The organism is Xanthomonas sp. 60, assembly GCF_011761925.1.
Map to the genome: position 1 here is coordinate 119,794 of NZ_JAASQW010000005.1, position 23,793 is coordinate 143,586.

At 63.5% G+C, this 23,793-nt stretch carries 21 protein-coding genes and 1 pseudogene; 8 read left to right on the forward strand and 14 right to left on the reverse strand.

The annotated features are described in order from the left end of the window. Positions 1–58 precede the first annotated feature (58 nt). Positions 59–481, forward strand: coding sequence for a baeRF12 domain-containing protein (locus FHY09_RS11850; protein WP_166927087.1), 423 nt, complete (start codon positions 59–61; stop codon positions 479–481). A 120-nt stretch (positions 482–601) separates the two neighbouring features. On the opposite strand, the gene FHY09_RS11855 is transcribed toward FHY09_RS11850, so the two are convergent. Then, entirely contained in the window at positions 602–1,012 is a 411-nt protein-coding gene (locus FHY09_RS11855) for a DUF350 domain-containing protein (RefSeq protein ID WP_166927088.1), read from the reverse strand. Positions 1,013–2,420: 1,408 nt separating this feature from the next. After that, positions 2,421–3,152 (reverse strand): SDR family oxidoreductase, encoded by a 732-nt coding sequence (locus FHY09_RS11860; RefSeq protein WP_166927089.1) that lies wholly within the window; start codon positions 3,150–3,152, stop codon positions 2,421–2,423. A 154-nt stretch (positions 3,153–3,306) separates the two neighbouring features. Here FHY09_RS11860 and FHY09_RS11865 point away from each other — a divergent pair, with 154 nt between their 5' ends. Further along, on the forward strand, positions 3,307–3,624 hold the full coding sequence (locus FHY09_RS11865; protein WP_456362792.1) for a winged helix-turn-helix transcriptional regulator: 318 nt from the start codon (positions 3,307–3,309) through the stop codon (positions 3,622–3,624). A 69-nt stretch (positions 3,625–3,693) separates the two neighbouring features. Here FHY09_RS11865 and FHY09_RS11870 read toward each other — a convergent pair whose 3' ends face one another. Continuing rightward, positions 3,694–4,545, reverse strand: a complete 852-nt coding sequence (locus tag FHY09_RS11870; protein ID WP_456362793.1) for an alpha/beta fold hydrolase — start codon at positions 4,543–4,545, stop codon at positions 3,694–3,696. Positions 4,546–4,688: 143 nt separating this feature from the next. On the opposite strand from FHY09_RS11870, the gene FHY09_RS11875 reads away from it, so the two are divergent. Beyond that, entirely contained in the window at positions 4,689–5,060 is a 372-nt protein-coding gene (locus FHY09_RS11875; RefSeq protein WP_166927092.1) for a MerR family transcriptional regulator, read from the forward strand. 288 nt (positions 5,061–5,348) lie between these two features. Beyond that, positions 5,349–6,345 (forward strand): annotated as a pseudogene (locus tag FHY09_RS11880) (IS3 family transposase). Positions 6,346–7,255: 910 nt separating this feature from the next. On the opposite strand, the gene FHY09_RS11885 reads toward FHY09_RS11880, so the two are convergent. Next, entirely contained in the window at positions 7,256–8,500 is a 1,245-nt protein-coding gene (locus tag FHY09_RS11885) for an MFS transporter (RefSeq protein WP_166927093.1), read from the reverse strand. 103 nt (positions 8,501–8,603) lie between these two features. Here FHY09_RS11885 and FHY09_RS11890 point away from each other — a divergent pair, with 103 nt between their 5' ends. After that, on the forward strand, positions 8,604–9,563 hold the full coding sequence (locus tag FHY09_RS11890; protein ID WP_166927094.1) for an AraC family transcriptional regulator: 960 nt from the start codon (positions 8,604–8,606) through the stop codon (positions 9,561–9,563). Between the two features lie 144 nt (positions 9,564–9,707). On the opposite strand, the gene FHY09_RS11895 is transcribed toward FHY09_RS11890, so the two are convergent. The 8 genes from FHY09_RS11895 to FHY09_RS11930 form a co-directional block, all read right to left on the reverse strand. Further along, on the reverse strand, positions 9,708–10,418 hold the full coding sequence (locus tag FHY09_RS11895) for a hypothetical protein (protein WP_166927095.1): 711 nt from the start codon (positions 10,416–10,418) through the stop codon (positions 9,708–9,710). Positions 10,419–10,438: 20 nt separating this feature from the next. Then, a complete protein-coding gene (locus FHY09_RS11900) occupies positions 10,439–10,849 on the reverse strand; it encodes a hypothetical protein (protein ID WP_456362794.1) in 411 nt (136 codons plus the stop codon). A 98-nt stretch (positions 10,850–10,947) separates the two neighbouring features. Next, positions 10,948–11,475: a DUF6622 family protein gene (locus tag FHY09_RS11905; protein ID WP_166927096.1), complete on the reverse strand. Its 528-nt coding sequence runs from the start codon at positions 11,473–11,475 to the stop codon at positions 10,948–10,950. 116 nt (positions 11,476–11,591) lie between these two features. Further along, positions 11,592–12,545 (reverse strand): polysaccharide deacetylase family protein, encoded by a 954-nt coding sequence (locus tag FHY09_RS11910; RefSeq protein ID WP_456362806.1) that lies wholly within the window; start codon positions 12,543–12,545, stop codon positions 11,592–11,594. Positions 12,546–12,669: 124 nt separating this feature from the next. After that, positions 12,670–13,914, reverse strand: coding sequence for a hypothetical protein (locus tag FHY09_RS11915; protein WP_166927098.1), 1,245 nt, complete (start codon positions 13,912–13,914; stop codon positions 12,670–12,672). Positions 13,915–13,940: 26 nt separating this feature from the next. After that, positions 13,941–16,442 carry a TcfC E-set like domain-containing protein gene (locus FHY09_RS11920; RefSeq protein WP_456362795.1) on the reverse strand — a complete coding sequence of 834 codons (2,502 nt, stop codon included), beginning with the start codon at positions 16,440–16,442 and terminating at the stop codon, positions 13,941–13,943. A 74-nt stretch (positions 16,443–16,516) separates the two neighbouring features. Continuing rightward, positions 16,517–17,002, reverse strand: coding sequence for a CS1 type fimbrial major subunit (locus FHY09_RS11925; RefSeq protein WP_166927099.1), 486 nt, complete (start codon positions 17,000–17,002; stop codon positions 16,517–16,519). Positions 17,003–17,129: 127 nt separating this feature from the next. Next, on the reverse strand, positions 17,130–18,071 hold the full coding sequence (locus FHY09_RS11930; protein WP_456362796.1) for a CS1 fimbrial subunit B flags: Precursor: 942 nt from the start codon (positions 18,069–18,071) through the stop codon (positions 17,130–17,132). Between FHY09_RS11930 and FHY09_RS11935 the strand changes: the two genes are divergently transcribed. The 3 genes from FHY09_RS11935 (at position 18,070) to FHY09_RS11945 (ending at position 19,567) form a co-directional block, all read left to right on the forward strand. Beyond that, positions 18,070–18,546 (forward strand): DUF4126 family protein, encoded by a 477-nt coding sequence (locus FHY09_RS11935; RefSeq protein ID WP_166927100.1) that lies wholly within the window; start codon positions 18,070–18,072, stop codon positions 18,544–18,546. The two genes, FHY09_RS11930 and FHY09_RS11935, sit on opposite strands and share 2 nt — an antisense overlap. An 81-nt stretch (positions 18,547–18,627) precedes the next feature. Beyond that, positions 18,628–18,822 (forward strand): hypothetical protein, encoded by a 195-nt coding sequence (locus FHY09_RS11940; protein WP_166927101.1) that lies wholly within the window; start codon positions 18,628–18,630, stop codon positions 18,820–18,822. Positions 18,823–18,961: 139 nt separating this feature from the next. Then, entirely contained in the window at positions 18,962–19,567 is a 606-nt protein-coding gene (locus tag FHY09_RS11945; RefSeq protein ID WP_166927102.1) for a DUF4142 domain-containing protein, read from the forward strand. A gap of 104 nt (positions 19,568–19,671) precedes the next feature. Here FHY09_RS11945 and FHY09_RS11950 read toward each other — a convergent pair whose 3' ends face one another. Then, the gene (locus FHY09_RS11950; protein WP_208407811.1) at positions 19,672–21,336 is read right to left on the reverse strand and encodes an ABC transporter ATP-binding protein/permease; all 1,665 of its coding nucleotides are present in this window, start codon (positions 21,334–21,336) and stop codon (positions 19,672–19,674) included. A 22-nt stretch (positions 21,337–21,358) separates the two neighbouring features. Beyond that, a complete protein-coding gene (locus tag FHY09_RS11955) occupies positions 21,359–23,542 on the reverse strand; it encodes a TonB-dependent siderophore receptor (protein WP_166927103.1) in 2,184 nt (727 codons plus the stop codon). Between the last annotated feature and the right edge of the window lie 251 nt (positions 23,543–23,793).

Below are 23,793 nucleotides of genomic sequence, written 5' to 3' on the forward strand. Positions count from 1 at the left end.
ACCCATGCGACGACTATGAAAACGGGGCATCGCCCCTCACCCCCAACAGGAGCACCGCATGACCGTCAAGATTCCCGAGGGCACCCTCATCGTCGTCGCCAATGGCGCATCCGCCCGCGTTTTCACCAACGTCGGCAGCGACGGCGCGCTGACGTTGAAGCAGGAGGATGATCTGCGGATGCAGGACATGATCGATGCGGGTATTTCCGGACAGGGGCCGTCCGGGTCGGCGCCGCCCGACCTCACCATCGCGCAAGCCAATGAAGCGACGTTTGCCAAGCAGGTGGCCGTGCACCTCAACGAGGACGCGTTGAACCAGCGCTTCCAGCACCTGGTGCTTGTGGCCGATCCGATCACCCTCGGGCGCATCCGTCCCTTGCTGCACAAGGAAACACAGGCCCGCCTGATCGTTGATCTGGCCAAGGATTACACGAACGCGCCCATCAGCGACATCGAGCAGGCGCTGGGGAAGGTGGGCTGACCGCTGGCGTTGAGCCACGTCAAAGCCAGCCTGGCGCCGCACGCATCGTGGAGACCCTCGATGCTGCGGCGCCAAAGGCATTGAGTGACGTGCCTGCGTTGACGGTCGGTCGTCGCAGTATCAGGGCACCATGGCAGCCGAATTGATCAAGCCAGCCGAGACGGCGACCCCTGCGGAGAACCAGCCAGCGCTCTCATTGCCGGCATCGATCTGATCCGGGCCGCGGCGCGTGATGATGAAGCGTGACACGCTGAAGGCGAGTATCTGGATGACCGCCGCAATGCCGCCCCAGATGGCTGCGTCGATGAGCGAGACCGAGTTGCTGATCACCGAGTTCAGCGGCAGCGCCAGGCCGATGAGCGCACCTGCCATGCCGATACCCGCTGCCTTGTTTCCCGCACGGATGAGCGCGATTTCGTCGTGCGGCGTAACGAGCGCGACCAGCGTGATGGCCCCGACCAGCAATGCCAGGCCGATGCCGGCGAACGCACAAAAGGCAAGGAAGGTATCCAGCGAGATCACGTAGGCCATGGGCATGAGCTGTTGTCGTCCTGATCGAATGAATTGAGGGCAGGGTAGCCCGCTTTGACAGCTGCTGCAGCCGGAATGGGCACGCTCGAGCACTCATGCGAGGCGTTCGGGACTCTTCTCGCGTCGGTTCGCGCCTGCGGCTGTGACCGGCCCAAACCTCAACGTCACTCATTTTGACCACAGTGCAGCACCATCGACGGTGATCAGGGGCCACAACCTGGTCCCGGCTTGGCGCTTCGCCGGATAAGGTCGCTGCCGGCCGGACTATTTACGTGATGCGTCACGGTGAATTGGGCAGGACTCATGCCGTGCGCCGGGCGGGACTGCCGTGCGCCGGGCGGCGACGTGGGTCGGGCAGCTGGATGCAGGGGCGGTGATGAGGTCAGCGGCTGACTGCTCGTTATGGGGTCAGCCGCGCCTTCGAAGGCCGGCGCAGGAGCTTGGTGGTGGTCTGGAGCTCCATCAGCTGGTGTGCGGGACGAGGCCGGCCTCTGTAGGGCTTGTGATAACATAATATACATTATGCGCAATTCAGGATTGGGCGAAGTCTCTGTGGCTCGCAGAACAAATCGTCCATCTGACAGCGTTTTGGGCGTGTGGATCGCAGCACGGCCATCGTGGCAGCTCGACCCTGCTGGGACACCTTGGGCTGGCCTCTCTGAAGTGTTGGCGCTACTGCGTGGGCCATATGGCGTCTCAAGTGGCGAACCTACGTCTGGGTGGGAGGAAATCGAGTGGCTGGTTGCTCCGTATGCTCTATTGTCCGGCGCGAAGCCATCAGAGGTACTTGCTCTGGATCCGGATCTGGTCCTGGCCGTTGCCAAGCAAGACTTCTCGTCGTCTAGTGATGATGGCCGCTGGTGAACCCTGATTTTGGCGCTGAGCCTTGACCAGGCAATTCGGGACGTTTCCCCCACGCTTTTAGCTCGTCTTTCAGCCGGCCATTCGGCGCGGCCCGGTCGCGCTGGTGATGATGCCCACGCCGTTCGCGCTATGTGCGTCCTGAGCAGCGCCAGGTATTGATGAGGTTGACGGCTCGATGTAGTATCGGGCTTGCGCTTAAAAACGTCATATATATCAATGCGTTACGCCGCATAACGCAGCTTATGTTAAGCGAGAATCCATGGTTGACGGAATGCCAACAGCTTTTAGCGTCTGCTCGCGCCGGAGTCGCGTCCTCCCTCCCCTACAGCCGTTGATTCATGTGCTCCGGTGCCATCCTGGAAGACACTCTCCAGCGCATCTTCCTTCTAGCTTGCTGACCGTAGCCGCCCCGATGGACGTCCTGCACGCCGCACCTCTTATCACCGAAGTGATCTTGGCGTTATTTGCGCCGTTCTGTTATGCGACGTGCATCAACGAAGCCACATAAGGTGGCTTCGCACGGCACTGGATAACCGTTTGGTGCCTAGATTTGGCCCATGCCTCCATCCACGCACAACTCCACACCTGTTATGAAGCTCGACTCGTCGCTGAGAAGGAACAACGTCGCAGAGGCGACCTCGTCGGGCCTGGCCATTCGACCGAGAAGAATGGGGGCGACGATTGCTTTACGCATCTCATCAGGGACTCGCTCCATCATCTCCGTATCTGTAGGTCCTGGTGCCACCACGTTGATCCGAATGCTGCGGGGGGCCAGTTCTGCCGCCCATGTGCGAGCATACGATCGAAGGGCCGCCTTCGTTGCGGCGTAGGTTCCATAGTTGGCGATGCCGAGTGAGCTTGCTACCGACCCCATCAGTACCACCGCTGAGCCCTCTTGAAGCAAGCCAAGGGCTTTCTGAAGGCCAAAGATCTGGGCGCGCACGTTCACCGAGAAGTGTCGGTCAAAGTGTTCTTCGGTCACTTCGGCAAGTGATGCCGGCTCACTCAGGCCTGCATTCAGTACGAGGGCGTCCAGTCGAGTGAACTGACTGCCAACCTCCCTGATTACCCGATCGATGTCTTCAGGAGCGCTTGCGTCAGCGACGATGCCACGGCCGCCTGGACCTATTGCTGCGACGCCCTCCTCCACCTGTTTGCGGTCTCGCCCTGTGATGAACACCGTTGCGCCCTCCGCGGCGATCCGAGCCGCCACTGCCAGGCCAATGCCCCTTGCGCCGCCAACGACCAGGGCAACTTTTCCTTCCATCTTCTTCATTCGTGAGCACCTGTAAAAACCAAAAGTGCTGCTAAGATATACGCTATATATCAAGTATCAAGAACGCACTATGACTAGCCTAGATATACCCGGTGATACCTGTTCGGCCGAGACCTCTGCGAAAGTGCTCTCTGACATGGCGCAGGTTCGACCGATGCTGGAGAAGATCGCGGACAAATGGACGATCATGATTCTTACCGTGATCTGCCCAAAACCGTCCCGCTTCAACGAGATCAAGCGCCGATTGGACGGAATCACCCACAAGTCTCTTGCAGACGCGCTTAAGCGCCTCGAGCGAAATGGCCTGGTGACGCGGACCGTGCTACCAACTGCACCAATTGGCGTCGAGTATGCGATCACCCCTCTTGGTCACTCCCTGAAACAGCCCTTTGAAGCGCTGTGTAGCTGGGCCTTGAAGAACGGCCGTGAGCTTGAAGCCGCGTGTGCACGATACGACCAAGGCAGCTATTGAACCTGCGTAAGCCTGCTGTTTCCGGTCCCGTGTTGGACTTGAACGAATTCGGGTCCGTAGCGACCTCGGTTAGTCCCCGCTCGCTACATCAACAAATTTAGAGAGATCTCGGTTGAAGCGTGTTGGCTCCTCGAAGAAGGGCGAATGGCCTGACTTTGCGTACAGTTCAATTGCGGCCCTGGGATACAGTTCCTTCGCCCGAGCCGCGGAGGCGATTGGCTGAACAAGCGCATCCTGCTTACCGTAGATGAGTAGTAGTGGCTTATGCATGGAACCAAGTCCTTTGGCAGTATCGATCGACATGCCGTGGACGGCGATCTGCATCTCGCTTGATGCCATGGCCGCAGCGGTGACCATGCGCTGAAATGTTGCGTCGTCAGGCACCGTACTGAAGCACAGCGCGACGAATTCCTTCTCGCCTTCAAGATGCAATCTCAGGTCCGACGACGCCATGCCGCTGTAAGCGGTGGGTTGTGCGACGAGTTGTTCCGGCTTGAGCTCGATGACCCCGCCTACATACACCGCGCCCGCAATCTGTTCGTCCCCAAATGCAGCCAGATAGTTGGTGGTGACAGCTGCCCCGAGAGACCAGCCTACCAGCACCGGCTTGTGTGCTCCGGACCCCGTGATGACGGCCGCGAGGTCATCTGCCCAGCGACGGCCCTCGCGGTAGGCTTCCGGCTCCACTGGCTTGTCGGACAGGCCGTGTCCGCGCATATTAAAGGTGATCAGCCGATAGCGCTGCAACTCAGGGCTACTGACCTGTTTCTCCCAGCTGAGGTGACTACCCAGAAGCCCGTGAATGAAGATGATGGGCTGTCCGTGAGGATTGCCCGCTTCTTGAACAGCTATCTCGACTCCGTCCGCTGACTCTACTGTGTAAGCTCGGTTTGTGCCCTGTGCAAGTAGTGGTGCCAGCAACAGAACGATGCAACAGAGCCAGACGCATCGAATGGGTGAGACTGAGGAAGAAACCATGGAAAAAGAACCTCACAGAGCGGAACGCAGAGGCTAAAGGCTGACACTAGTGTTAGAGTCAAGTGGACGTTTTTTAGGATCTCGCCATGTCCAAGCAATCCAGCAATGACCTGATGAAGATTGGTGAGCTAGCCGAGGCTAGCGGCGTCAGCGTGCGTTCAATCCGCCACTACGATCAGCATGGGATGTTGGCATCTTCCCGATCAGGGAATGGTTACCGCGCGTTTCAAGCGGTGTCGGTTACCCAGGTGAAGCAAATACAGCGTCTTATCTCGGCAGGCTTCAGTCTGGAGGAGATCCGTAGCTTCCCGGAATGCATGCTGCTGATCGAAGGGGCCCTCGCGTGCCCAGATACTAGCGAGACACAGCGCAAGAGGCTGGCCATTCTAGACAAGCAGATCGAGATGCTGGACAGGCAGAGGTCTCGCTTGCGTGCCATGCTCGTAGCTTCTACTTAAGAGCCTGCGAAGCTGACGATTCTGTTGGCCTTACACAACGTCGCCATTGCTGCCACTGACCGCCCTACGCGCACCTAGGCCGCCCGTTAGATGCGGAAGATCTACACAGGCTGAGAACTGATGTCACAGGGACGTGCTTGCGTTGTTGCCGGAGCGCCGATGCACACAGACCCGGAGCAAGTTTTCTACTCTCGACGGCCGTGAGGCGTCAGCATGGCTTCAAGCTGAATCGCCCAGGGTTCCGTAGACACCTCGCAGCCATAAACTATGGCTCAGGCGGAGGTGGTTATGAGCACGAAGCGGTACACCGATGAGTTTAAGATCGAGGCGGTCCGGCAGATCGTTGAGTACGGCCGTCCGGTAGCGGAGGTTGCCGAGCGACTGGGCGTGTCGATCCACAGTCTTTATGGCTGGAAGCGGCAACAAGGCAAAGGTGATGTTGGCCGGCGTGTCGAGCAGGACCAGAACGCGGAAGTGCGCCGCCTCAAGGCTGAGCTACGCCGGGTCACTGAAGAGCGAGACATCATAAAAAAAGCCGCCGCGTACTTTGCAAAGGGTTAAGAGCAAAGTACGCCTTCATGAAGCAGCACGCAGATGAGTTCGGCCTCGCGGCGATGTGTCGGATGCTTGGCATCCATCGCAGCGGCTACTACGCCTGGCTCAAAGAGCCGGCAAGCGATCGCGACAAGGACGATCAGCGATTGCTTGGGCTGATCAAGCACAGCTGGCTGGAAAGCGGCTCGGTGTATGGCCACCGCAAGGTGACTACAGATCTGCGCGAGCTTGGCGAGACGTGTAGTCGGCATCGTGTGGCACGCTTGATGAAGAGCGAGGGGCTGCGGGCTATGGTCGGCTACGGTCGGCGGCCACGCCCATTAAGCGGCCCTGTCGGGTCAGTGGCTAAGAACGTTCTGGCCCGCGGCTTCAAGGTCAGTGAGCCAAATCGCGCTTGGGTCACCGACATCACCTACATCCGCACGTACGACGGCTTCCTGTACTTGGCGGTAGTGCTTGATCTGTTTTCTGGCAGAGCTTCCTGCGCGAGCACGATATCGTGTGCAGCATGAGTCGGCGAGGAAACTGCCACGACAACGCAGCTATGGAGAGCTTCTTCCAGCTACTGAGGCTGGAGCGTATTAAGCGGCGGATCTACAGCAATCACGACGAGGCACGCGCCGACGTCTTCCAGCACATCGAGATGCTTTACAACCCAAAGCGGCGCCACAGTTTCAACGACGGGCTGTCCCCGGTAGAGTTCGAAAAGCAGTACGCACTAAACGGCTGACGACTGTCTACAAAACCCTGGGCGATTCAATCCGACCAGTGGTCATGATCAGACATAGAAGGAGCTCGTGCTTTCTGACTCTGGCGTGGCTGGGATGCGCCGGCAAGGTGCGAAACAGAGGTGCCGGTCAGATGTAATGGATCGAGGGTCCTTCCCTGCCAAACTTGGACCGCCTCTCACTAAAATGATTGAGATGCAGAATTGTCTGCATCGGATCTCCAAAGGGCGGAATTGTCGGCATCTGTCCTTCCAGTGGAAGGAATGTCTGCGACTGGCATCCTAGGCCCAGAAAGATCTGCGTTGGATCATGGAGATTGTGGCGTTGCGATAGAATTATGACCCAAGGAATCAGTGACTTAGCTTGCCGTCAAATCTCTGCGACGAACATTCGCCTAACCAAAGCGGTGCCGACTTTGCTGGACTCTCGGCCGGTAAACGCTGCCTCGAGCTGCGCCGAAAGTTGTCGCAGTTAGCCTGGAGATTTTTCGCCTCCAGGCTAGATCGGCCCACGTCGCTGTGCGTTCGATTTTCGACAGATCTGGCGCCCTTGCCGCAGTCCTCGCGATCAGATTTCGCCGTCTTCGGCGCTTCTTGACGCCGGCCATCAGGTTGCTGTCTTGCCGTCTCAGTTCGATCGGCTCTTCAAAGCCCCAGATCCCGCTGCTCCTACCGGCTGGAGCACAGCAAGACCCAGCAGGCCAGCATTACGGCCAACTCGATGGCGGACAAACCGGTGCTCGATCGAGCTGTCCTCGCTCTCAAGGACTCGTTGGAGGCCTCAGGCCTCAGGCCTCAGGCCTCGCCGAGGGCCTGCCAAGCAGCGGATTGGCCCTGCCCTGTCCCCGGCCGACGTAGGTGAGATCGTGCACTCGTTGACGTCGGCCAGAGTTGCGCTAATGGCTGATGGCATCTAAATGTGGGACACCGTGCGTGGCGAGAATGTCGGCGAGCGAACCCTGACTCGGAAGGCAATGAGAAGGCTTGCGAGGAGCATCACCGTCGCAGCGACAGAGAGGACTGCACTGATGCCCCCCAGCCCATACACCAGACCACCCAAGGCGGCCCCAGTCGCGATGGAGGACTGCACAGCGGCGACGACCATTCCGCCGGCACTCTCGGCCTGATCGGGTACCGCCCGTGCAACCCAGCTCGACCAGGCAACGGGCACGCCACCGAAGGCCAAGCCCCACAGCGCGACCAGCATCGACAGCCCGCCGACCCCCAGGGGCAACAGGAGCATGCCCAGAGCGGCTGCGCCAACCAAGGCTGGCATGATCACCAGCGTGACTTTCAAGCTGCGCTCCATGAGCCAGCCGGCCAGCAGTGTGCCGACAAAGTTAGCCACACCGAATCCGAGCAGAATCAGCGCCAGGCCATCCGCGCCCATCGGTCCCAAACTCTCCAACGTGGGGCGGATGTAGGTAAAGAGCGAGTACTGACCGGTGTGCGCCAGAACGCAGCCCAGCATGCCGACCGCAACGCCTGGCCGGCACAGGAGCCCAATCACCGACTCCGGGACTGCCGCCTTGCGCGGGGCCATTCGGGGCAGCGTGAACCACTGAAACGCGAACGTGAGTCCTCCTACCGCCGTCGCCGCCCAGAAGGCGCTGCGCCAGCCCAGCAGCCCACCGAGATAACTGCCCAAAGGTACCGACACCACCGTACCGACCGCAATGCCGCTGAAGATGATGGAAAGGGCGCGAGGCACGCGCTGCGGCGGCACCAACCGCATGGCCACGGCCGCTGCCATGCTCCAGAAACCGCCCAGCGCGATGCCCAGGAGGACGCGCATCACCAGCAGGACGCCGATGCTGGATGAGAGTGCCACCAAGGCGTTGGAGAGGATCATGAGGCCCGTGAAACTCAACAACACCAGGCGTCTGTCTATCGATCGGGTCAGCCGAGGCACTAGCAGGCCAGCGAACAGCGCCACCACAGCAGTGACCGTCACGGCTTGACCGGCCAGCGCCTCCGACACTCCCAGATCCGACGCCATCGGCGTCAACAGGCTGGCAGGCAGATATTCGGCCGTGAGCAGCCCGAAGACGCCCATGGCCAGCGAAAACACGGCCACCCATGCCGATGAAGAAGGCTCCCCGCTACTCCAGGCCACAGAATCAGCTACGTCTGCGGCATCAGCTACTTTATTACTCATCAAAGATCCCAGTGCAATCGTGCAGCCGAGAGTCTAGGGAGCCACACCCGGATGATCTATGATTGCCTGACCTGTATGTTTGATCGAAACCCCGGGTCGTCTCATGAGCCACGCTCCATCCAAGCCGACCGACCTGATCAGCGAGCTGCTGACTGGCATGCGGCTGCACGGCGTTCAATACCGACGCATTCAGACCGGGCCGACCTTTGGGCTTGGATTTCCTCGGAAGCCAGGCCATGCCTACTTCCATTACCTGGCAGTGGGCACTGCCATTCTTCGTGGCGCGGACGGTAGCCGATACCGCCTATCTGCCGGGGATGTCGCGCTTCTTCCCCGCGGAGAAGAACACGCGTTGCTGTCTGCCGACGACCATCCCGTCCAGTGCCTGGAGACGATAGACGCAGCCCCGCTGGGTGACGCGGTGAGCGGGATAGATACATGCCCGAGCACACATGCCGTGCCAAGCGCGGTGCTCTTCCACGGCTGCATGGTGTTCGATCTGGGCGGCATGCAAGGGTTGAGCAAGGTGATGCCGGTGGTGATGTTGGCCGACGGCAACGGCACGCAGTTCCCTGGGCTGTTGCCGATGGTCGACGCGATGAAGCGCGAGGTCTGCTCCGGACGTATCGGATATGCAGGAATACTCGCCCGATTGGCGGATGCAGTAGCCGCCATGATCGTTCGTGACTGGGTCGAGCGCGGTTGCGACGGCGCATCGGGCCTGGTCATGGCCATGCGCGACCCGCGTCTATCGCCGTCGTTGCTTGCCCTGCACAGAAATCCCGGGCGTGACTGGACCGTCGAAGCCCTGGCCGCAGAATCCAACATCTCACGTTCCGTCTTTGCAGACCGGTTCCAGACCGTTATTGGAACCGCGCCCCTGCGGTACCTGACGGAGCTGCGAATGCAATTGGCGAGTCAGTGGCTGACCCACCAGAGCCTCTCCATCGAGGCCGTGGCAGAGCGTCTCGGCTACGCGTCGCAGGCGGCGTTCAGTCGCGCCTACAAGCGCGTCATCGGGCACTCTCCTGGCGCGACACGCCGGCCGCGCGCGTTGCCTTGATTCGGCCAGAAGCAGACATCAGCCCTATCCGTGATACGCATCCTTAATCAATCCATTGCACTACTCCAAAGTCACCCGATGGCGCGAAATCGAGCTTCCTCGGCATTACTGCTCATTCCTCAACTCTCACTCTGAACCAGGACCTCAGCGTCCCACCGGGGCCGACATCGTGCTCCTGCGCGCGATATCCAAGCGCTGAACGTCGCTCACCGGTAGAAGCACGGCAGCTTTTCGGACGGGATCCCAAAGCGCGTAGCAATCACCAAGTCGGCCAATCAGTATCACGCCTTCCTGCACCTTACCTTCGTAAGTCAGCGTAGTGGTCAACGTACTCTCCGCAGCGGAAATCGACTTGGCGCGCATCGCGCCAAGCCAGCCCGAAATGACAGACATGTAGACGAGCATCACCAAGGCGAAGATAAGCCAAGGGGAATCCTTTACGGCGGAGGGTACTACGGGCGAGAGGTTCACAATCAACGCGCACAGGAGCGTCAGGATGACACCTATCAGGATGGGCCAAGCGTTCGACCACCAGGACAGCCAGGCTAATGCGGCAAATATCAACACGCATGCCAGCCGGGCCATCAGCGTGCCCTTGCTGCTTCCCGTTGTCAGCCTGGCCTGCAGCCAGTCGCCAAACAGCGCAGCGAGAAGCGCAAGACACAACACCAGCCCGATGGACGTGAGGCCGGTCAATGCCAGCTCACTCACGGCAACGAACTGAAACGGATCAATGCCGAAGTGGCCCCAATAGGCTCGCAGGTAAAGAGCCCCTTGGACCAACCCGAAAGTGACGATTGCCGAGCCACAGGCAGCCACCTCTGCCGTTGTCAGTCCTTTGCGCGGGCTTTCCATGTCGTCCCTCTGAGCTGCCTTCACTGCTCGCGGCATCGCTGCCAGCCGCCGGACGGCGAGCCCATCTGCTCCCACCCATTGGGCAGCTTGCGCATCGCCTGCCCGCCCACGCAGGCCTGCCCGGCGCGCCGTGCTGCGTCTGATCCCAGTGCAGGCAACCCGATCACGCTGCTGGAAGGGCCGGGCCGGCCTGCGCGACGCGCCTCATTCTGTAGCGTGCGGGCCTCGGTTCGCTCGCAATACGCTTTCATGGACGGGTGCGGGTGGTTGGGCCAGCGGTACTGCTCGCAATTGAACGGCGTGGTGCCGTTGGCCATCGAGTTGTAGGCCGCCTTGGGCGCGGCGGGCAGCGGCCTGGCGGCAGGGCCCATCGCCGCCCGGATCTGCTGCGCCGCCACTGGGCAGGCAAGCACCAGCAGAAGTCCCACCATCAATGTTCGAACATCCATATTCGTGCCTCTACCCGGCCAGTAAACCCGGCCAGCATGGTAGCCCGAGCAAACGACCGGGCGAAACCACCACGCTTGCGTCAATTTGCCGGCGCTTGCCTGCCGCGCATCGTCAGCAGCCGGGCTGCGCTGAGGTACCGGCAGAACTTGCCGACGAAGATGCCGCTGAAGCCGCCGGACAACAGCAGATACGCTGCCCGGAAACCGGCATCCGCGACCAGCGCGGGCGACATCGCAAAGGCCACCTCGAATCCATATTTCACCAGGAAGGTCACCAGCAGCAGCGGCAGCAGGCTGTGATCCGCGCCACGCCACAGCGCGCCGGAGGCCGGATCGACATGCATGCGCACGCGACGCAGCAGCATCCAACCGATGCACGCACCCAGGGCGAGGCCGACCAGCCACAGCGCCCAGGCCTGCCACGCATCGGGGTAGCGCGCAGTGAGCGACCACACGCCCCAGGCCGTGAACAGTGCCGGCACGACGGCAAGACGTCCCAGCGATGTTGGCTGCGGCTTGAACGCCGCGACGCCGCGTGACACCAGGAACGCCAGCAGCGCCCAGACCCAGAGCGGGGTATGCGAAACGATGAGTTGAAGCGTCTGCACGACACATCCTTGAAGAGGTGAGAGGCCCGTCCATCCAGCCGGCCGGGGCGCCCCCATCATCGCTGGAACGCGGCGCCGTTCAAGTGACACCTGTCATCGGCCGAACGTGCCTCGCCCTACTCCCCGCCCTGCCCCGCCAGGGTCATCACCCAGGTCGGAACAACGGGCTCATCGGCATAGAACGACCGGGGCACATCCGCGGCCATCGCCCACCGCTGGATCCAGCTGATGCCACCTGCCCCGTTGTAGCCCTCCGGGTGCCGATAGGCCGGATCCTGCAGTGCTGCCTCCAGAGAAACGAACCGATAGCCGCGGCGCCGCGTGGCCGCCACCAGCTCGCCGACGCAGTCGGCATTGAGTGCATTGGCATGGATGAGCCAGACCTGGGCCGGCAGGCGCCCCAGCAGCTGCTGAGAACGCTGTTCGTAGTAGTCCAGTTTGCGAAGCATGTAAGGGACGTAGCCGCGACGCAGCTGTGACAGCAGCGCAGCACGCCTGGCCGGGTCCTGCTCGGTGTCGCGCACATGATCGTAGGCGAATGCCCAGACCCACTCGCTGTTGTCGACGGTAACCGGGGCCACTTCATAGCCGTGCGCCCGCAGGAACGCGCCGAGCGCGGCCCGTGCCTGCGGTGATCTGCCTGTACGCAGATACGGATGCCGGAACCAGCGCGGGGCATGTCCGGTTTCCGCCAGCAACGGGCGCAGCGTGGCTTCACCGTGCAGGATGTCCTGTTGGTAGGCGTGCAGCGGCATCGCGTGCATGTCGACGTGGCCAAAGGTGTGGTTGCCGAGCTCGAACCCCGCATCACGCCAGTCCCGCAGCATCTGCACACGTGCCGGCTGCACCCTGCCTTCTGACTCGAGCTTGGACTCGTTTACGAAGCCCACCACCGGTACCTCGGCCTGCTTGAGCGCCGCGATCAACTGTGCGTGCATTGCGGCGAGCTCGGGCTCGGCGCGCTCGTCCAGCCGCTGCCAGGGAAGATCGTCGAGGGTGAGCGCGATGCGCCGGTCCGGGACGTCCGCATTCGCCATACCAACCATGCACAGCAGCGTGAGCACGCCCATCCGGATCCAGCTGTTGCGCATCCTCTGCTCCTGTCGCGATACGCTTCGCAGCATAGCGCCGGGTACGGTCGCGCACCATGCCCGGCCAGTCCGCCCACCGCCGCAGGATCACGCGCGATTTTTTTCAGGGATTGGAATCGAAGATCACGGTGACGTCTCCCTGCCAATAGGAACCTGGCGCGTCCAGCATCTGGCTGACCGACGTACCATTGGCGCTGAACCGCAGCCGCGCACCGCGGTTGATGATGTACGTCTCAGGCGCGAACCGCGGCGCTTCGACGCCTGACTGCTCGGAGACCAGGGGCGAATTCCGGGCCGAGGCGCCGCTGCGCAGTTCGGACATGCCTGGCAGCGTGACATCCACATCGATCGGTACCACGGTGCCAGCGCTTTGATCCTCGATGCCACAACGGCCCTCGACCTCCTGCCCGCAGCGCATCTTGACGCTGAACTCGCCGGAGCTGGTCAGCAGGAAAGGAAATTCCTGCTGGAGCCGGGTCGGCCGCACGCCGCGCTCGGTCCATTGGGTCCAACCGCCCACCGGCGCCAGGCTGACCTTGGGCGCCGCCTCCGGGAAATAGACCTGGAAATCGTGGTCAACGGTCAGCGTGAAATTCACCTCGACCTGGTTGTCAGTGAGCGTCACGCCGTCGCCGAGGTCGAAATCCGCACCCGATCCGGTGCCGCCGGTAGTGTAGATGGTACTTCCGGTGTACGTGCCGGCCAGCATCGACAGGGGGTTGGGCGTCACCAGCTTATAGGTCAGGTCGAACTCCTCGAGGGCGAAATTATTGCTCTCCAGCCAGGGCGCGGCACACACCTGGCGGCTCTCCGCACCACCGGTGCGAAGGAACATCCGCATGGCGCTGTAATTGTTCGCACTGCCGTTGGTGAGCCCTATCCTGCACCCCGCGTTGGGTCCCCCGAGGCTGGCCGGATTCCGTGAGCCGTCGCGTTCGTAGTCGGTTACGCGCAAGGCGGTGCCAATGATGTGCAGTTCAAGCGTATAGCTGCGCCCTGTTTCGGACGTGACGGTCACTGTGCGCATGGCAGGCATCTCGACATAGAGCGATCCAGGCCCGTAGGAACTGGTCCGCGTACCGATCTTGGTGCCCCGGATGCCCGTGTCGATGCTCCACCAATTGTTGGCCTTGCATGTGGCAAGGTGGACGGAGTTGCAGACCCCGGACCATGGCGTGGTATTGACGAACGTGTTGCGTCCTGGGTCGGTGGCCGACGGGGCAAACTCCGCCGAGACGTAGATCGAGGTTGCGTTGCAGGCTGCCGTGACGCCGCCCAGCCCCAGGGCCAGGGTCAGCGCCTGGGCGATCCGGCGGCCACACGCGGAAAGGAGCGGTCCAATGAACATGGTGGTACCCCGTTGAGATTGGAGAGTCATCGCGGCGCGGCATCCGCAGGACACTGCAGCGCACCGACCATCAGCACATCGCCTTCCCGTGGAAAACGGCCTTCGTCCAAGGTGATGTCGCAGTGCGTGTTGTCAGGGAACTGCAGCTCTATCGCCGGCTCCCGCGCACTCAGTTGCAGGGTGAAGAACCCTTCGTCCTGGCTGACACTACGGCCGACGTGGTTGACCGCGTGGACGCCTCGCACTCCGGTGCCGTCAGGACCGACGATCTGGCCCATGACGGTGAACGTGCGCACCACGTCCACGCTGGCGTGCTGCACGCCGCCCTTGTTGAGCTGGTAACTCAGCGTCGCCGGCTGGATCATGGCAGCGGGTGCGCCATTGCCTTCGAAATCGAAATTGATATGACCGGGCTTGTAGGCCGTGACGGGCACGAAGTTGCGCCCGGCCTTGAGCACCACACCGCCACTGCTGCTGTCGTCGGCACGCAGTTGCAGGCCGGGGTAGTCCGAACGCACGTCCACGATCATGCCGGTGGTCGCGTTCGCTGCCTGGCTGCGTCCCAACAGCGCTGCCGCGCCGCCACCCAGGGCCAGTGTGCTTTCCAGGTTCACGCTGCCCGCCGTGGACCCTTCAGCAGTGCGCATGACCTGCGCGTCGCCCTGCAGCTGTTGCTGATCGAAGGACGCCGCCGCCCCGACCCCGAGGCCGGAACGGTCCGCCGTCACCGTACCCTGGATGCTCTGCAGCCACTCGGCATCGACCTGCTGGTGAACACTCGCGCTGGCATAAACGTCGCGGTGGCGGTCCACGCGCGCGGCGCTGCCGACACTGCCACTGTAACGCCGGCGATCATCGCCGAGGGCCAGGTTGAGCGTGAAGTCGATCCCACGCTGTCGCCCCGCCCCCACATAGGACATCGGCGGGCGGTCATAGACCGAGAGTCGCCAGCTCGCCTCGGCGCCGAACAGGGTCTGCCTGCGGCTCCACGATGCATCGAAGCTGAGTCCCTCGTTGAATCCGCGGTTGTGCGCCAGGCGGATGTTGGCACTGTCGCGATTGCTGAAGCGATGGCTGAGCGAGACACTGCTGCTGTCCTGCCAACCGCCATCGGTCTGCCACCGCTGCGGAAAGCCTTCTTCGGCCGGCAGCAGCTGGCGCCGCTCGACCCAGTTCCGCGCGTGCGCTACGCCGATCGAGCCTTGGGCATAGCGGTACATGCCCAGTACATCGGCGCCGCGGCCGGCATCGGTGGCGTCGTACAGGTTCGTGTAGAAATTGAGGCGGTCGCTGACCTGCCAGTCCAGCGAGGCTCCCGCAGTGCGCGACTGGCCCACCTTCTGTACGGCAAGCCCTGCTACCGCCCTGGGGTGGACGAGGCGGTTGACCACGGCGCCCACCGCCAGTCTGCCCTCTTGGCCGCCCCTGTCGCCACCGCTGTCCAGCAGGCCACGCTGCTGGCCTGCAAAGGCGCTGTAGCGCCAGCGCCGCGTCGGGTCGCTCCAGTTCCCGGGCTTGTGGATGGTGGCACTTTCCTGCGAGACCACACGGCCATCTTCCAGCACGCGCAGCTCGACGTCATAGATGCCTCCGGGCAACCGGCGGGTGTTGAGCTCCTGCATGCCGGCGACCACAGATTGCGTGGCGATCAGCGCACCGTCGCGGTAGATCTCCACCACGCCGTCGCGCCCTGCGGTGACGTACACCGGGTACACCGAAGCGCCGCCCGTGTCGACGCGCAGCGCATCGGAGGAGCCCACCATGATCCCCAGGGTGGTGTCGTTCTGGGTGCCAGGGGTGCGCGGCTGGCGCGTGACGCCCTGGAAGTTGGGAAGGAAGTAGCCGACCCTCAGGAACTGGTCCTGGAACTCGCGCTGCGCGTGCAGCGCACTGATGTAGTGGCCGTCGACATCGCTGGCGACGTTTGAATGGTAATAGTGGTAATTACCCAGGGTTGACCACAGGCCCACGCTGCCCTGCAGCTCGGCACCGTAGCGCAGGGCGCTTTCCTGGTCACGGCCACCGCTGTAGGCCAAGGTATTGCGCAGCAGCAATCCACTGCTGCCGGAGGTCGATTGGGTGATGTAGCGCTGCTCACTCGCAGCGCCCTGCACCGAAAGAAGCGTAAGCAGCGAGCTCTCCAGGCTGTAGTGGATCGCCTTGAGGCCACGCGTGGGAGTTTCCTGGACACCCAGGGCAATGGGCTCGGCCAGCTGTGACGCCCAGCGCTCGCGGTCATGCCGCGGCAGGGGGCTGTCCAGACTGTCGCCGAATCCCAGCACCTGCACGCGGTTGTCCTCGTCCAGCAGCACATCGGCATCGCCCAGGTGCACGCCATCGAGCTCCACGCGAACGCTGATCGGCGTGCCGAACAGATGCTCGCGGAACTCGGCCGGCATCTGCAGGCGCTGTTGCAGGAGGCTTTGCGTGCCGCCGGGGGTGGACGCGGACACCGGCAGGACCCCCAACGTCAGCAAGGCGGTGGCGGTGGCCAGGGCAAGCAGGTTGGGACGAGGAAAGCCCGACACGGCGGCAGCTCCAGTAGTTGAAGGAATGAGAAGCACGGGAGAGGCCGGGGCCCCTCCGCGCGCGCACACGACAATTACGGGTTGCTTTCGAACATCATGTAGACCTGGCCGGCGTAGTCGCCTTCGACGTAGCCGCCGGTCGGGGCGGTGGTGGCGATCTTCAGGTCCACGCGGCGGCTGGCCGCCGCTTCGGTCTGGTTGAGGATCTCGACCTTGTTGGCCACGCCGGCACTCAGCGGCTTGCCATGCAGTTCGATGCTCAGCGGCAGCGCGTTGGCCGCCGAGGTCAGCACCGCGTCACCGATCAGGTAGGCGTCGATGGAGGCGCTGCTCTTCATGTCGATCTGGCGACGGATCGGAATCAGCGTCTGCGCAGCAAGATCCCAGCCCATCCGCTGGGTCAGCGAATCCCAGCCGTTGACGGGGCTGATCTGCAGGCCGTCAGCGTTGGGCACCTTGGCCTCGACCGAGACGGTGATCGGGAAGTCTTCGGCGAAGGCCGCAGCCGGGGTCAGCATCAGGGCGGCAACAGCAGCCAGCAGCGTTTTGTTCATGCTCATGGTGGTCAATCCTTGTTGAAAGGGGGTTTGGAAGTGAAATCGCCGGGCGTGGGACGTGACTTCACCACGGGCCCCCGGCAGGGCCCGGCGAAGTGAACTTGGGCAGGCAAGTGAACGCGGCGGCGGATCAGTCAGCGCGGGTGTCGACGGCGCGGACGACAGTGCCTTCTTTCAGGTTGTAGCGGTGGAAGGTCAGCGCGTCGTTGGCCAACGCATGGCTCTGCCCCGGGCGAAGGTGCACTTTGATTCCCGCACTGCACTGGTCGGGCGCAGCGCGCTGGCACTGGCGCAGGTTGTCCAGCACCACTGTCGCGTTGCCTTTGTTGATTATGTTTCCGCCGATGACAGCGGTATCGTAATGGGCATTGGAAGGGGCAACAAAAACTACCGTGCCGTAGCCGGTAAACACATTGACGCCGGCCGATACACTGTTTTTGTAATCGGCTTTCTGCGCGTCATCGAGGGAGAACTCCTCGGTGTCCGGCACGACCGGCACATAGCGCACACGGTAATAGCGCTCGGCATCCCGCTGGCCGCGGTACACCAGGCGCGTTGCCTGCTGTCCGTTGGTCGCCGGGATGATCATCCGCGCGGGGCTTGCAATGAGGCCGCTTGCACCGGTTTCGTTGCGCGCAAGGGACACCGCATCCACGGGCGACTCGCTGGCCGAGCCATCTTCCGCATAGTGCATTTCCGTGACTTCCACCCGGACATAGGCGGTGGCATCGCCACTGTTCCGCACGCGCTTCAGCAGCTGGCTGCTGTCCGAAGGCATATAATCGAACAACGGTCCGACATTGATTTTGGGCGATGCCGCCTGGCTGGCCGCTGCGAGGGTCAGCAGGCCGGCGGCGATGACTGAACGGTGCATGGGAGTTTCTCGGGCGGAGCAGTTACCTGCGATGTGACTAGTATTGGTCTGATAGTCCGCCTTTATCGATGCAATAAGTTGAATCTCGACCGCGCCCGCTTGGGGCGAAGTGAATCCGTAAACGCGTCTTGCCATCACGCTGACACGCCGTTGCCTAGCGTTGGGGTCCGAATCCACCCACTGCAGGAAACACTTCATGGCCCTGATTCATTCGATTCTGATGGGAGCGGTCGCCGGCATGCGGGCCATGACGCCCCTGGCGGCGGTCACCAATGCGGCCCGCAGCGGCAACCTGCCTGCCGACAACGGTGCGCCCCGCATTCTGGCCAACCCGCTGGCCTCGGCTGGAATGCTGGCGCTGGCCGGTGGCGAATTGATGGGCGACAAGATGAAGACTGCGCCGGATCGCATCGTTCCGGCCGGCATGATCGCCCGCGTGGCCACGGGCATGATCGCCGGTGCGGCACTGGCACCGCACCGGCAGCGCGGCCTGGGCGCCGCGCTGGGTGCGGGCGCGGCCGTGGGCATGGCGTATGTGACCTTCAACCTGCGCATGCGGGCCATCGCCCGCTATGGGCAGACCCGCACCGGCGCGGTGGAGGATGCCCTCGCGGTGGGCAGTGCGGCTCTGATCACCCGCTGTGCGGCGGGCGGCGCGAAACCACGGGAGTGATCGGTCGAACGTCCGCTGCGTGGCCGCCGCCGTTGGTTGTCCTCCGGCCGCGGCCGCCCTCCCCTTGCTCGGATGGCCCCCATGACCCCGCTTGATAAACCTGTCCGTCGCGAGGTCCTGATCGAGGGCGTGGCGCACACCCTGACGATCGATCCAGACGGCTTGAAGCTCACCGTGAAGGGCCGCCGCAAAGGGATCCACCTGCGCTGGGCCGACCTCGTCAATGGGGACGCCGCACTCGCCGCCGCGCTCCAGGGGTCACTTGAAGGCGAGTGAGATCGGCCGCCGGGCGGCGAAGTGTTAATCCGCTGTCAGTATCGCGTCGTACGTACTGCAGGTGACCTGCACCGCAATCTCTCGCTGGCATCAGGTGGCATGGCACAGCCTAGGGGTCCACACCTTCGAGATACCCCCGATGAAGCTTCGTCCACTCTGCACGCTCGCTGTCGCCGTGACCGTCTCACTGGCCGCCACCTCGGCCATGGCCCAATCCGCCGCCGGCCCGGACCGTGCGCCTGCGCAGGCACCCACCGCAGCGCGCGCCGACGTCACCCAGGCCGCCGCGCTGGGCACCTTGTCAGCCGTCAATTCCGGTGAGATCAACGCTGGCCGGCTTGCCCTTGCCCAGGCCAGCGATGCAGCGACCAAGCTCTACGCCCAGCGCATGATCGATGAGCACACCCGGAACAACCAGCAGGTTGCCAAGTGGACCGCCGATGCCAGCGCTCCGCCGGCCCGCGCGAAAATGGAAGAAGGCAAAAAAACGCTCGCCATGTTGCAGCCAATGAAGGCGGCTGCGTTCGACAAGGCCTATCTGCAGGCCATGGTGCGCGATCACCAGGGCGCCCTGCAGGCGCTGGATACCACGCTGATTCCTGCTGCGACTGATGCCCCCGTCGCCAGTTTCCTGCGCACCACGCGCGGCCACGTGGCAGACCACCTCAAGGAGGCCCAGGACCTGCTTGCGCAGATGGAGGGCGCAAGCGCCGGCAACACGCCGGCGCGCACGCCGGCGCGCTGAGCGACGTCCGGCGAGGCCGAGCCACGCGCGGCGGATGCGCTAGACCGCCGCGCGTGCAAGGCTCGCACCTATGCAGGTCAGGCCGCGGATCGCGCGGGAGTCGTTCATCCTGGCCACGCCAGGTGCCGCCCGTGCCATGTCTGCAGGCTGGGCCGGTGAGCGACACTTACCACCGTGCACTCGGGCAGCCGTTCGGCCAGCAGGTCATACAGTAACGACTCGGCCGCTACATCCAGCGCGGAAGTTGCTTCATCGAGGGCGACCAGCACCGGCCGGTGCAGCAGAACCCGGGCGAATGCCAGGCGTTGCTGCTCGCCGAGCGACAGACGCTGCGACCAGTTCGTGTCTGCGTTGAGATGCGCGACATGCGCCTCGAGGCCGACGGCGTGCAACACCTCGCGCACGGCGTAGACGCTGATCTGGTCCGCGGTGCCGGGATATGCGACGCTGGCATGAAGCGTCCCGTCTGGCAGGTAGCTGCGCTGGCCAACGAACATCACCCGGCCCTGCGGCAGCACCAGATCGCCCGTGGCAAATGGCCAGAGCCCGGCCAGGGCGGACAGCAGCAGCGACTTACCCGAGCCGGACGGGCCGTGCACGAGCAGGCGCTCGCCTGGCGCCAAGGTCAGCCGCTCGATCCGTCCGAGCACGCTCCCGTTCGGGCGCTCCACCTGCATGCCCGCAATCCGCAGCCCCTGGCCTTCGACGGTGCGGGTCAATCCGCCCCGTACCGGCTGCTGCAGCGCCTGGTCGAACTGGTGAAGCCGCTGGAACACCGAACGCAGCAGGGCCAGGTCCTTGTAGCGGTAGACGAACCAGGAGAGCGCGCCGCGGACGCGGTTGAACAGGCTGTTGAGCTGCATGACCGTTCCCACGGTGATGTCCCCGGCGAAATAGCGGGGGGCGGTGACCAGATACGGCAGCAGCATCGACGACTGGACGTACAACGCATTCATGGCGGTGATGCGCTTGGTGTAGCGCATGACCTCGCGCCAGTTGCTGCGGATCCCCTGGAACGCGCTGTCGAGCCCGCGGTGCTCGGCCTGTTCACCCCGCCACAATGCAATGCTCGCCGCATGCTCGCGCACCCGCACCAGCAGGTACCTGAAATCCGCTTCGCGCCGCTGCTGCTGGTAATCCACGGGAACCAGCCCGCGGCCGATCCCTTCGATGATCACCGAACCGATCAGCGCATAGCCGATGGCCACCCATACCATGTAGCCCGGCACCTGCATCGGCGTGCCCCCCACAGAAAAAAGCAGCGCACCGGAGAGGCCCCACAGCAACGCGGCGAAGGTGAAGAAATCCACCACGTAGTTCAGCACGCCCACCGTAAGCCTCACGGTGTCGGTGGCCATCAGCCGCAGGTCATCGGCGATGCGCTGATCGGGGTTGTCCAGCGCATCGCCCGGATACTCCAGGCGCCAGTACGCACGATCACCCAGCCAGCGCGCCAGATAGGTCGAGGTCAACCAGCTGCGCCAGCGCATCTGCAGTTCCTGTTCCAGCCAGACCCGTGCAGTACCCGCCCCTACGATGCCGGCGATGATGAGGGCCAGCTCCATCATCTGCCGCCGGAATCCATTGAGATCGCGCTCGACCAGTGCGTCGAAGAAGTTCTTCTGCCAGTAGGTCTGGCGCACCCCGATGTAGGTGAGGAACAGATCCAGGGCCACGATGGCGCCGAGCAGCGCATAGGCGCGCCCACGCTCCTCGGACACCCACCACGGGCGGACCAGGCGCCAGACCTCCCGCGCTGAGAGCTTCACGGTGACCGGTCGCCGCAGCGCGTCAGAACTGCGACCGCAGCGTCAGCACGACATTGCGTGGCTCGCCCGGCGTGTTGTAGGTGTTCAGTGCTCCAACGCGCTCGTAGTACCGTCGATCGAACAGGTTGTTGATCGCCAGCGTCATGCGCAGCGATGGCGTGAACCGGTACCCGGCCTGCACGCTGACGACCGCATGGCCCTTCTGTTCGCGCACGCCGGCAACTCCGCTGCCGAGGAGGCCGCTGGACACATGGGCGCCGCCGCCCGCCGAAAGGCCGCGCAGGGCGCCTTTTTCGAAGCGGTAATGGGCGAACAGCTTGAGCGTGTGGTCGGGCTCGAACAGGGTGAACGGCGCGCCTTCCTGGAAGGTGGGGTGCCGCACGTAGCGGGTGAGCAGGCGTGTATAGCCGGCGGTCAGGTCCAGATTGGGCAACGGACTTCCGCTGGCTTCCATTTCCCAGCCCTTGACCTCCACTTCGCCGGCCTGGAGGAAGAATCCGGGATTCGCCAGATCCGGGTAGGACCGGTTCACGTCGCGCGTGCGGAACGCCGATGCGGCCAGGGTAAGCGCGCCGCCACGGAGGCTGGCCTTGGTTCCCAGTTCGACCTGCTTGCCCACGCGCGGGTCGATAGCCTCGCCCGTGACCTTGCGCTGCGTCTGCGGGATGAACGTGTCGGCGTGGCTGGCATAGGCGGTCAGCGCGTCGGTGAGGTGGATCACCAGTCCGAGATAAGGCGTGAACTCGCCGTTGGCTTCAGCGCCTGCCTTCCAGGCCGTCAACGGCTGCGGTGCGACGGTCCGGCTCTTGGCTTCGAAGTCGCTCCAACGGCCACCGGCGACGCCGGTGACGTGCTCGGTCAGCGATAGACGCAGCTGCGCATAGAGCCCGCTCTGACGGGTGACGCCGTTATAGCCGGAGGTCGGCACGATGGCGATGTCTTCGACCGCGTCCGGTGCGTTCACCGGGACGTTGCGCACTGCCGCACCCTGGCCATAGCGGCTGGTGCTCTCGTAGTCTTCGACGTTCGCTCCTACGGTGGCCTGGTGCACCCGTCCAAGCAGTGCGAAGGGGCCGGAGAGGAACACGTCCAGTCCCTGCCGGACCTCGTCATTGTCACTCTGGCGGCGCGCGTAGCTGGCCACCGTGCCGGTGCGCGGATCCACCCCGCCGGTGGGGTAGCTGTCCTTGTAGAACCAGTCCAGGCGCTGTCGGCTCGCACGCGCCTTCATCGACCAGCCATTGTCGAAGGCGTGTTCCAGGTCCAGTGCCAGGGACTGCTTGTCCCAGCGCTGGATCACCCAGTCCGGATAGGGATACAGCGACCGCGGCGCGTCCAGGAAGCGCTGGTCGGTATAGGCCGGCTGACCCATGTAGGGCATCACGTCGTCGGACTGCTGCATGGCCGAGAGCGAGACCACGGTGGACGGCGTGAGGTCGTAATCGAGCGTGCCGTAGTAGAGCTGCTTTTCCGAATCCGCGTTGTCGTAGAAGTAGTCACGCTGCTGGGCGGAGATGACCGCGCGGCTGCGCAGGGTGCCCAGGCTGTTGACGGGGCCGCCGACGTCCACCTCGGCGCGGTAGTTCGACCATGAACCGGCGGACAGTGCCACCGAGCCGCCGTAGACCTCCCTGCCCTGCTTGCGCACGAAGTTCGCCACGCCGCCCGGCTGGCTGGACCCCTGGAAGATGCCACCCGGGCCGCGCAGGACTTCCACCCGGTCGTAGACCGCCAGATCGAACTGCTGGAATGCCGAGAGTGCGCCATAGGCGGGAATGCCGTCGTAGGACGCTTCGAGGTTGTAGCCCCGCGAACGGATCTGGCTCGTTGCACCGTCCCAAGGCGTGACCGTGACGCCGGTGACTTCGCGCAGTGCGCTTTCCACGGTGACCAGATTCTGGTCCTCGATGCGCTGGCGGGTAACCACGCTGACGGAGCTGGGGATATCCAGCAGCCTGACGGGTGCCTTGCCGCCCCAGGTCACCACGGGCGAGGTGTAGGCGCCGGTTCCCTCTGTCGTGGCCTGCCGCCGCGCCTGGACATGGAGGGTGTCGAGTTCGGCGACGGCGCTGCGCGGTGAGGTGCCCTGCTGCGCATGGACATGGCAGGCAACGGAGAGACCGGCAGCGAGAATCGTAAGACTGAGAGGTGCCGCACGTCGGGCAGCCGGGCGTCGCCGCAGGGGCAGAGGTATGGAAAGCGTCATTGATCATCACTGGAAGAACGTGCAGGCGATCTGTCGGAGGGCGCCGCACGTGCCCCGTCCCCCAAAGCGGATCCGACCCTGTGAGTGTAACGTTATGACATTACATTTTGCCAGCGGCGTGCAGAGGGCCGGCGCTCGACATCAGAACGCTGACTACGTCGCCTGCTCTCCAGTCGGGTGCAGCGAATGCTCCATCGAGCAGACCTGACCTGTGACATTACGTCGCAGCAGGGCCGCCAGCACCCAGTGCG

Bases quoted from the DNA above. Each gene is read 5' to 3' on its own strand.
- FHY09_RS11850 (WP_166927087.1), top strand. From the start codon at position 59: ATGACCGTCAAGATTCCCGAGGGCACCCTCATCGTCGTCGCCAATGGC.
- FHY09_RS11855 (WP_166927088.1), bottom strand. From the start codon at position 1,012: ATGGCCTACGTGATCTCGCTGGATACCTTCCTTGCCTTTTGTGCGTTC.
- FHY09_RS11860 (WP_166927089.1), bottom strand. From the start codon at position 3,152: ATGAAGAAGATGGAAGGAAAAGTTGCCCTGGTCGTTGGCGGCGCAAGG.
- FHY09_RS11865 (WP_456362792.1), top strand. From the start codon at position 3,307: ATGCTGGAGAAGATCGCGGACAAATGGACGATCATGATTCTTACCGTG.
- FHY09_RS11875 (WP_166927092.1), top strand. From the start codon at position 4,689: ATGTCCAAGCAATCCAGCAATGACCTGATGAAGATTGGTGAGCTAGCC.
- FHY09_RS11885 (WP_166927093.1), bottom strand. From the start codon at position 8,500: ATGAGTAATAAAGTAGCTGATGCCGCAGACGTAGCTGATTCTGTGGCC.
- FHY09_RS11890 (WP_166927094.1), top strand. From the start codon at position 8,604: ATGAGCCACGCTCCATCCAAGCCGACCGACCTGATCAGCGAGCTGCTG.
- FHY09_RS11895 (WP_166927095.1), bottom strand. From the start codon at position 10,418: ATGGAAAGCCCGCGCAAAGGACTGACAACGGCAGAGGTGGCTGCCTGT.
- FHY09_RS11900 (WP_456362794.1), bottom strand. From the start codon at position 10,849: ATGGTGGGACTTCTGCTGGTGCTTGCCTGCCCAGTGGCGGCGCAGCAG.
- FHY09_RS11910 (WP_456362806.1), bottom strand. From the start codon at position 12,545: ATGGGCGTGCTCACGCTGCTGTGCATGGTTGGTATGGCGAATGCGGAC.
- FHY09_RS11915 (WP_166927098.1), bottom strand. From the start codon at position 13,914: ATGTTCATTGGACCGCTCCTTTCCGCGTGTGGCCGCCGGATCGCCCAG.
- FHY09_RS11925 (WP_166927099.1), bottom strand. From the start codon at position 17,002: ATGAGCATGAACAAAACGCTGCTGGCTGCTGTTGCCGCCCTGATGCTG.
- FHY09_RS11935 (WP_166927100.1), top strand. From the start codon at position 18,070: ATGGCCCTGATTCATTCGATTCTGATGGGAGCGGTCGCCGGCATGCGG.
- FHY09_RS11930 (WP_456362796.1), bottom strand. From the start codon at position 18,071: ATGAAGTGTTTCCTGCAGTGGGTGGATTCGGACCCCAACGCTAGGCAA.
- FHY09_RS11940 (WP_166927101.1), top strand. From the start codon at position 18,628: ATGACCCCGCTTGATAAACCTGTCCGTCGCGAGGTCCTGATCGAGGGC.
- FHY09_RS11945 (WP_166927102.1), top strand. From the start codon at position 18,962: ATGAAGCTTCGTCCACTCTGCACGCTCGCTGTCGCCGTGACCGTCTCA.
- FHY09_RS11955 (WP_166927103.1), bottom strand. From the start codon at position 23,542: ATGACGCTTTCCATACCTCTGCCCCTGCGGCGACGCCCGGCTGCCCGA.